The organism is Roseobacter sp. SK209-2-6 (assembly GCF_000169455.1).
Lineage (GTDB): Bacteria > Pseudomonadota > Alphaproteobacteria > Rhodobacterales > Rhodobacteraceae > Pseudophaeobacter.
Genome location: NZ_AAYC01000021.1, coordinates 49,276 through 56,733, shown reverse-complemented (window position 1 = coordinate 56,733; position 7,458 = coordinate 49,276). Strand labels below are relative to the sequence as shown.

Here is a 7,458-nt window from a genome sequence, read left to right as displayed (position 1 = left end):
GCCCGCAGGCACCTCTTCCATTGTGATACAACCTTCAATCGGGCAAACATTAACGCAGAGATTACAGGCCACGCATTCGTCGTCTTTCACAGTAAAGACACGATCTTCACTCATCTCGATCGCCTGGTGAGAGGTATCTTCGCAGGCGGCAAAGCAACGACCGCATTTGATGCAGTCATCCTGATTGATCTTGGCCTTGGCCACAAAATTCAGATCCAGATACTGCCAGTCGGTCACATTCGGCACAGCCTGCCCAATGAAATCCTGCGTAGAGGTATAGCCCTTCTCATCCATCCAGTTGGAGAGCCCCGAAATCATCTCTTTCACAACATTGAAACCATAGGTCATTGCGGCGGTGCAGACCTGCACATTGCCAGCCCCCATGACCATGAATTCTGCAGCATCCTTCCAGGTGGTCACGCCACCGATGGCCGAGATTGGCAGGCCATGGGTCTGCGGGCAACGGGCAATCTCTGCCACCATATTGAGGGCGATCGGCTTTACCGCCGGGCCACAATAGCCACCATGGGTTCCCTTGCCACCAACAGTAGGCTCAGGTGCCATGCTGTCCAGATCAACCGAAACGATGGAGTTGATGGTATTTATCAGGCTCACCGCATCACCACCACCAGCCTTAGCCGCTCGCGCAGGGAAGCGCACATCGGTGATATTGGGCGTCAGTTTCACGATCACCGGCTTGGAGTAGTATTTCTTGCACCACTCTGTGACCATCTGGATATACTCTGGCACCTGCCCCACGGCCGACCCCATACCGCGTTCCGCCATTCCGTGCGGACAACCAAAGTTCAGCTCAATCCCATCGGCGCCGGTCGCTTCAACCTTGGGCAGGATCGCTTTCCAGGCTTCCTCTTCGCAGGGAACCATGATGGAAACGATAACCGCACGATCCGGATAGTCCTTTTTGACGCGGGTAATCTCTTCCAGGTTGGTCTCAAGCGAGCGATCGGTGATCAGCTCGATATTGTTGAGCCCCAGCAAACGACGGTCCGCCCCAAAAATCGCCCCATAGCGAGGGCCATTGACATTGACCACCGGCGGACCTTCGGAACCGAGTGTTTTCCAGACAACACCGCCCCAGCCCGCTTCAAAGGCGCGGCGCACGTTATACTCTTTGTCGGTTGGAGGCGCGGAGGCCAGCCAAAATGGGTTTGGGGATTTAATACCCAGAAATTCTGTTGTTAGATCAGCCATTTGATCTCTCCTCTTAAGGCTAGCTCGGCGCCAGTTGCCCTGGCGCCAAAGCTGGCTCAGCCCATCAGGCTGGAGTGAATATCCATCGCCGCATCGCGACCCTCAGCCACAGCGGTCACCGTGAGGTCCTCACCACCGCTGGCACAATCGCCACCGGCCCAGACCCCAGCCATTGAGGTGCGACCGCTTTCAGAAACCTTGATCTTGCGACCTTCCAGTTCCAGACAAGCGGGCTGGCCCTCCAGCGCCTGACCAATCGCCTTAAAGACCTGATCCGCCGCAACCCGTGTGACTTCCCCGGTGCCGGAAACCTTGCCTTCGGAAACTTCGGTATATTCCAGCTCGATCTCGGCAGCGGCGCCATTGCCATGCACGGCCTTGGGCATGACGTTGAACATCAACTTCACGCCTTTTGAAGCCGCAAGATCTTGTTCGAACCGGCTGGCGCCCATGTCTTCGCGCCCTCGGCGGTAGGCAATAGTGACATTCTCTGCGCCCAGCAGTTTCGACTGCACCGCGGCATCCACCGCGGTCATGCCACCACCGATGACCACAACATTGCGGCCCACAGGAAGTGCGCTCAGATCCCCAGCCTGACGCAGTTCTTCGATGAAATCGACCGCGTCACGCACACCATCCTTATCCTCACCCGAAGCCCGCAGCGCATTCACGCCCGCCAGCCCGATTGACAGGAAGACCGCGTCATAATCCGCTGCCAGCCCTTCCAGGGAAAGCTCGGCCCCCAGCTTTTTGCCATACTCCATGGTGATGCCGCCGATCTGCAGCAGCCACTGCACCTCGCGGGCGGCAAAATCATTGGTGGATTTATAGGCGGCAATGCCGAACTCGTTTAGGCCACCTGCCTTGGATTTGGCATCATAGACCACCACGTCATGGCCCAGCATGGCCAGACGATGCGCCGCAGAGAGGCCAGCGGGCCCCGCCCCGGCTACAGCAACCCGTTTGCCGGTGCTTTCAGCGCGTCTGAACGGATGCTCTCCGCGTTCCATCAGAATATCGGTTGCGTAGCGCTGCAGGCGGCCAATCTCCACTGGCTTGCCCTCAGCAGCTTCGCGCACACAGGCCTCCTCACAGAGCGTCTCTGTCGGGCAAACCCGCGCGCACATACCGCCCAAAATATTCTGCTCCAGAATTGTCTTGGCCGCAGAGGCCGGATGCCCTGCCTGAATCTCGCGAATGAACTGCGGGATATCGATGCTGGTTGGACAGGCTGTCATGCAGGGTGCATCGAAACAGAAATAGCAACGGTCCGCCGCAACAGCGGCCTCATGCGGGTCATAGGCGGGATGCAGGTCCCCGAAGTTTTCGGCGATCTCAGGAGCGGCCAAACGCCCTGCCTGGATACCGGATGCCTGATGGCTACTCGCCATTGGGTGTCTCCCTGACTTTGTTTATTTTGCTCACCCAGACTGCCACAGTTTATTTTTTTATCAACTGGTAAAATTTTTGAAGGCCGCAAAAAAATCAAACCCCACCGAAATATCACCTCACTACATGTTGATTTAACTCACAAAAAAGCAGAACAGCCTCATCACGACGAATGCGAACCATGGACATAGGCCGTCTTTCGAGACTGCACAAATGCTGAACTCAGCCGGTCTGGCGTGCCCATTTTTCCAACACGACACCAGGCAATCAACCAGTTTCCCAGCTAAAAAGCACGGCGACCGGTACAGATTCGCACTCCTTCAACAGACCTATCCATTGCCGAAAACTCGTTCTTGTATCTGCTGTGAAGGCTCAGGGAAGGTAGCCAAACCAAGAGGCAAAAAAAACGCCCACTCGACAGTGGGCGGTTCGCAGAAAAGTCTCAGTCAAAGAGCCCCTGGGGCTCAGCCTATTTTGGCAAGACGGCAGTTGCCTCAATCTCGACTTTGGCCTCATCCTCGACCAATCCAGCCACCACAACCATGGTCATTGCCGGAAAGTGATAGCCCATCACCTCTCGATAGGCCCGTCCGACTTCCGCCTGGTGGGTCAGATACTCGGCCTTGTCGGTGACAAACCAGGTCAACCGCGTGATATCTGCGGCAGAGCCGCCGGCGGTTTCGACCACATCCAGAATGTTGCGCAGAGCTTGGCTCATCTGACCGATAAAGTCATGCACTTCAAAAACCTGATCGGCGTTCCACCCGATCTGCCCCCCCACAAAGAGCTGCCTGCCCTCGGCAATCATGCCATTGGCATAGCCCTTGGCAGGTTTCCACCCTTCGGGATGCACGGAAATTGCGGGCATGTTGTGCTCCTTGCTCAGACTGTGATGCTTGATTTTTGCCAATATCGGTCAGTGAGAAATTTATTTCAAGCTTAAAATTTTAAGCCATAAAATATCCACCTGTCAGCAAAAGAAAAGCCGCGTATCCACTGGGGCTACGCGGCTTGCATCGCAGATTGGGGCAAATCACATACCCAGCGCTTCCTTGTACATTTCCAGAACCGCCTCTTCCTCGGCGATATCGTCCTTGTCCCGTTTGCGAAGAGAAATCAGCTTTCGGATCACCTTAGTGTCATATCCGCGCCCTTTGGCCTCGGCCATGACTTCCTTTTGCTGCTCCGCAATATCTTTCTTTTCAGCGTCCAAACGCTCGAACCGCTCAATGAACTGGCGCAATTCGCCTGCTGTTACGCGGTAGTTTTCACTTTTCTCGTCTTCAGTCATGTCCATGTCCGGCTCCTACTGCTCTGATTTGGCTCTTTGCCGCCGGGAGCGGACCCGACGCTTTCGCCTTGAAACTTGGCTCAAGGGGATAGCCGCTGCCCCGGTCCGCCGCAAGATGTCTCATGCTGGGTGGAGCCAAGAAGCTGATTTTGGCCAGGGGGGATATTCAATGCACCTGCCTAGGGCGATTTCCGCAGGAGCACTTGTCGCGGCTCCCCGCTTCCGTTAGTCGCAGAGCGGGCAATCAAAAGGATCCTGACCAATGTTCGAAATGCTTGTCTGGGCTGGCGCTGCACTTTCTACTGCCGGGCTCTTGGGCCTGATCTGGTGTATTGTTCGCGTCGCAAAAGCGCGGCGCCAAAATCTGCAAGATGAAGAGCTGCGCGCTGCTGTGCAGGCTGTTCTCCCCTACAATCTTGGCGCGCTATTGCTTTCTGTGCTGGGCCTGATGCTGGTGATGGTTGGTATTTTCCTCGGCTAGAGCCGCGAGAATGCCCCCACCGCAGCGTCGAGCGGGCATGACGCCGACCTAGAATGCACCACAGCAAGGCTTGTGGGCAAAAAATCTGGAGAAGTCGGCTAGCATCGAGCCATAGCAACCGGCAAGGCCTTTGTCAGAGGCACCCACAGGCGCCCCAACCAAAAGCTTTCTAAGCACCAAGGTCGCCAATGCGCCGTCTATTGCCCTGGTAGAATTCTCTTAGACAGGCACATTGTCAAACTGCGCCTCTGCCATCTCTTCGCAGAGCTCGGCCTCCAGCTGCCTAAGCCGTGCAGGCACTTTGGCACCGTTGCATTTCAACGCCTGGATCGCCCGCGAAAACTCTCCCAAAAAGTTGAGACGCGCATCGCCCCGTTCCTTCTGGATCTGATCCGCGATGGTTTCTGCCTGCAGCATAAGTTCTGGATGTGTCATCCTGACACCTCCCTTTCCGGCACTGTGTTGCCAGACCATTGCAACACCATTGTAAACTGGACCCAAATTAGCGCCGCCTTGCAGGCCTAGCTCAGTAAATTATCAAAAAATCTCATGAGTTCTGGACCAAATGCAACGCCTGCACAAAAGCTAAGCGATCTGACTGCATAGCGCCTTGAGACAGGTCAATTTACAACTGCCAGAGGAAAGACCTCCCCTGTTCAAGCCGCCGCCGATACGATCTCCGTATCGCGGGTCTTGAAACACATTCATTCCTTTGTATATGTTGTTCGGAAAGGGAATGGAGCGCCACAGATGCAGCCAAAGGTCAAAGCCTTCTTTGATGAAGCCACCAACACAGTTTCTTATGTTGTCAGTGAACCTGAAGGGGGAAACTGTGCAATCATCGATTCCGTGCTGGATTTTGACCACGCCTCTGGGCGAACCGATACCAGTTCAGCGGATGAGATCGCCAATTGGGTTCGTGCACAGGGCCTGCAATGCGTCTGGATCCTGGAGAGCCATGTCCATGCGGATCACCTCTCTGCCGCGCCCTACCTGCAAGAGCAGCTGGGCGGCAAAATCGGCATTGGCGAACAGATCACCGTGATCCAAGAGACCTTTGGCAAGGTCTTCAACGAAGGCACGGCCTTTCAGCGTGATGGCAGCCAGTTTGATGCACTTTTCAAGGATGGCGACAGTTTCATGATCGGACAGATGCAGGGCAAGGTCCTGCATACACCGGGCCACACACCCGCCTGTCTCACCTATGTTATTGGTGATGCGGCCTTTGTGGGTGACACCCTGTTCATGCCCGATTTTGGCACCGCCCGCTGCGACTTCCCCGGCGGCTCCTCTTCTGATCTTTATCAGTCGATCCAGCGCATTCTGACCCTGCCAAATGAAACCCGCATCTATGTCGGACATGACTACAAGGCACCGGGACGCAATGACTATGCCTGGGAGACCACGGTTGGGGAACAAAAAGCGCTGAATGTCCACATCGGACAGGGCAAGAGCATTGAGGAGTTTACCTCTATGCGGGATGCGCGCGATGCAACACTGGGCATGCCACGCCTGATCCTGCCTTCGCTGCAGGTCAATATGCGCGCAGGACAGATGCCAGAGCCCGATGCCAAGGGGGATGTCTTCCTCAAACTTCCTGTCAACAAGCTCTAAGCGCCTCTTGTGACATGGGTGCTGGCACGTGTCCCCAGAGGCGAAAACAAACCTAAGGAAACGCGAACAATGGAAACAGATTGGATCTGGGGCCTCGTTGGAGGGGGCTTTATTGGTTTGGCTGGTGCGGTCTTTTTGCTTGGCAATGGTCGGATCATGGGCGCCAGCGGGATCATTGGCGGCCTGGTTGATGGCAGTGGCAAAGGGAACCTGGCCGAGCGCCTGGTATTTCTGCTGGGTCTTTTTGGTGCCCCATTGCTGTTTTTGCTGGTCACGCAAACCCCTGTGGAAACGCATCTGACCCCCAATCTCTGGTTGGTGGCTGGCGCCGGTGTCCTCGTCGGGATGGGGACGCGTATCGCCAATGGCTGCACCTCTGGTCATGGGGTTTGCGGGATCTCACGCCTGTCTCTGCGCGGCCTCGTCGCAACCGTTTTCTACATACTGGCCGGGGGCCTGACCCTGGCCATTTTGCGCCATGGCCTAGGATTGATCTGATGATGCGCCTGTTCCTCTCTTTGCTCTCAGGTGCGCTCTTTGGGAGCGGGCTTTTCCTCTCAGGCATGACCGACACGACCAAGGTGCAGGGCTGGTTGGATGTCTTTGGCAACTGGGATCCAACGCTGGCCTTTGTCATGGGCGGAGCGATCATACCGATGGCGCTGGCCTGGCAGCTAAGCCGCAAAACGCGGCCGCTGGTTGGTGGAAATTTCCCCACCCCACCTGCCCCCGAAATGGATCATCGCCTGATCACCGGTTCGGTTCTCTTTGGCATGGGCTGGGGGCTCGCCGGGCTTTGCCCGGGGCCGGCGATTGCCTCCCTCAGCTATGGTGGGACAGGTGGGTTGGTGTTCCTGGCCGCAATGCTGGCTGGCATGCTAATTGCACCCAAGGCTGGCGAGAAACTAGACCGGATCGCGACAAGCGTTTAAAGGGATTGTCATGGATGCTAAAGAGATCACCCCCCGCTACGCCGTCTCACCGCAGATCTCGGTTGAAGACTTGCCTGCCATTGTCGAAGCTGGCTTCAAGACGGTGATTTGCAACCGTCCTGATGCCGAAGTGCCGCCTAGCCACCAGGCTGCAGCCATTCGCGTGGCTGTCGAGGAATCCGGGCTTACTTTCAAAGAGTTGCCCCTGACACATCAAACAATGACACCAGAAAATGTCGCGCTCCAGCGCCGGTTTTATGAGGAATGTGAGGGCCCAGTTTTGGCCTATTGCGCATCTGGGACACGCTGCTCGGTGGTTTGGTCGCTAGGCATGGCCAGTGAACTGTCTGTTGATGAGATTCTCACCAAAACCAGTGCAGCTGGCTATCAGCTTGATGGGCTGCGCCCGACACTGGAAGCCATCGCGTCGCAGTAAAAACAGGCCATTGCCCCATGACCAAGAGCGAGGCCCGTTCCCTCTCGGGCTTCGCTGGTTATGATATTTCGGCAGTTTTTTCGTCTGCTAGGGAAAGCCAGAC

General features: G+C 56.1%; 10 protein-coding genes. 5 read left to right on the top strand and 5 right to left on the bottom strand.

What is annotated here, in order from left to right:
• The 4 genes from preA to RSK20926_RS21330 form a co-directional block, all read right to left on the bottom strand.
• Nucleotides 1-1,212, bottom strand: a 1,212-nt coding sequence (preA, locus tag RSK20926_RS21345; protein ID WP_008209956.1) for an NAD-dependent dihydropyrimidine dehydrogenase subunit PreA, incomplete at its 3' end; no start/stop codon positions are given.
• A 56-nt stretch (nucleotides 1,213-1,268) separates the two neighbouring features.
• Nucleotides 1,269-2,603, bottom strand: a complete 1,335-nt coding sequence (locus RSK20926_RS21340) for an NAD(P)-dependent oxidoreductase (RefSeq protein ID WP_008209955.1) — start codon at nucleotides 2,601-2,603, stop codon at nucleotides 1,269-1,271.
• 467 nt (nucleotides 2,604-3,070) lie between these two features.
• Nucleotides 3,071-3,469, bottom strand: coding sequence for a RidA family protein (locus tag RSK20926_RS21335; RefSeq protein WP_037256266.1), 399 nt, complete (start codon nucleotides 3,467-3,469; stop codon nucleotides 3,071-3,073).
• 165 nt (nucleotides 3,470-3,634) lie between these two features.
• Nucleotides 3,635-3,898 carry a DUF2312 domain-containing protein gene (locus tag RSK20926_RS21330; RefSeq protein ID WP_008209951.1) on the bottom strand — a complete coding sequence of 88 codons (264 nt, stop codon included), beginning with the start codon at nucleotides 3,896-3,898 and terminating at the stop codon, nucleotides 3,635-3,637.
• A 256-nt stretch (nucleotides 3,899-4,154) separates the two neighbouring features.
• Between RSK20926_RS21330 and RSK20926_RS21325 the strand changes: the two genes are divergently transcribed.
• Nucleotides 4,155-4,373 (top strand): hypothetical protein, encoded by a 219-nt coding sequence (locus tag RSK20926_RS21325; protein ID WP_008209948.1) that lies wholly within the window; start codon nucleotides 4,155-4,157, stop codon nucleotides 4,371-4,373.
• A 219-nt stretch (nucleotides 4,374-4,592) separates the two neighbouring features.
• Here the strand turns inward: RSK20926_RS21325 and RSK20926_RS21320 are convergent, their stop codons facing one another.
• Nucleotides 4,593-4,808 carry a hypothetical protein gene (locus RSK20926_RS21320; RefSeq protein WP_037256243.1) on the bottom strand — a complete coding sequence of 72 codons (216 nt, stop codon included), beginning with the start codon at nucleotides 4,806-4,808 and terminating at the stop codon, nucleotides 4,593-4,595.
• Between the two features lie 315 nt (nucleotides 4,809-5,123).
• Here RSK20926_RS21320 and RSK20926_RS21315 point away from each other — a divergent pair, with 315 nt between their 5' ends.
• From RSK20926_RS21315 to RSK20926_RS21300, 4 genes are all read left to right on the top strand, one after another.
• A complete protein-coding gene (locus RSK20926_RS21315; RefSeq protein WP_008209945.1) occupies nucleotides 5,124-5,987 on the top strand; it encodes an MBL fold metallo-hydrolase in 864 nt (287 codons plus the stop codon).
• Nucleotides 5,988-6,056: 69 nt separating this feature from the next.
• Entirely contained in the window at nucleotides 6,057-6,485 is a 429-nt protein-coding gene (locus RSK20926_RS21310) for a YeeE/YedE family protein (RefSeq protein WP_008209944.1), read from the top strand.
• A gap of 2 nt (nucleotides 6,486-6,487) precedes the next feature.
• Nucleotides 6,488-6,919: a DUF6691 family protein gene (locus tag RSK20926_RS21305; protein ID WP_037256264.1), complete on the top strand. Its 432-nt coding sequence runs from the start codon at nucleotides 6,488-6,490 to the stop codon at nucleotides 6,917-6,919.
• A 10-nt stretch (nucleotides 6,920-6,929) separates the two neighbouring features.
• Nucleotides 6,930-7,355 carry a TIGR01244 family sulfur transferase gene (locus RSK20926_RS21300; protein WP_008209942.1) on the top strand — a complete coding sequence of 142 codons (426 nt, stop codon included), beginning with the start codon at nucleotides 6,930-6,932 and terminating at the stop codon, nucleotides 7,353-7,355.
• Nucleotides 7,356-7,458: the final 103 nt, after the last annotated feature.

Coding starts and splice junctions, on each gene's coding strand:
- RSK20926_RS21340 (WP_008209955.1), bottom strand. CDS start 2,603: ATGGCGAGTAGCCATCAGGCATCCGGTATCCAGGCAGGGCGTTTGGCC.
- RSK20926_RS21320 (WP_037256243.1), bottom strand. CDS start 4,808: ATGACACATCCAGAACTTATGCTGCAGGCAGAAACCATCGCGGATCAG.
- RSK20926_RS21315 (WP_008209945.1), top strand. CDS start 5,124: ATGCAGCCAAAGGTCAAAGCCTTCTTTGATGAAGCCACCAACACAGTT.
- RSK20926_RS21300 (WP_008209942.1), top strand. CDS start 6,930: ATGGATGCTAAAGAGATCACCCCCCGCTACGCCGTCTCACCGCAGATC.
- RSK20926_RS21335 (WP_037256266.1), bottom strand. CDS start 3,469: ATGCCCGCAATTTCCGTGCATCCCGAAGGGTGGAAACCTGCCAAGGGC.
- RSK20926_RS21325 (WP_008209948.1), top strand. CDS start 4,155: ATGTTCGAAATGCTTGTCTGGGCTGGCGCTGCACTTTCTACTGCCGGG.
- RSK20926_RS21310 (WP_008209944.1), top strand. CDS start 6,057: ATGGAAACAGATTGGATCTGGGGCCTCGTTGGAGGGGGCTTTATTGGT.
- RSK20926_RS21305 (WP_037256264.1), top strand. CDS start 6,488: ATGCGCCTGTTCCTCTCTTTGCTCTCAGGTGCGCTCTTTGGGAGCGGG.
- RSK20926_RS21330 (WP_008209951.1), bottom strand. CDS start 3,898: ATGGACATGACTGAAGACGAGAAAAGTGAAAACTACCGCGTAACAGCA.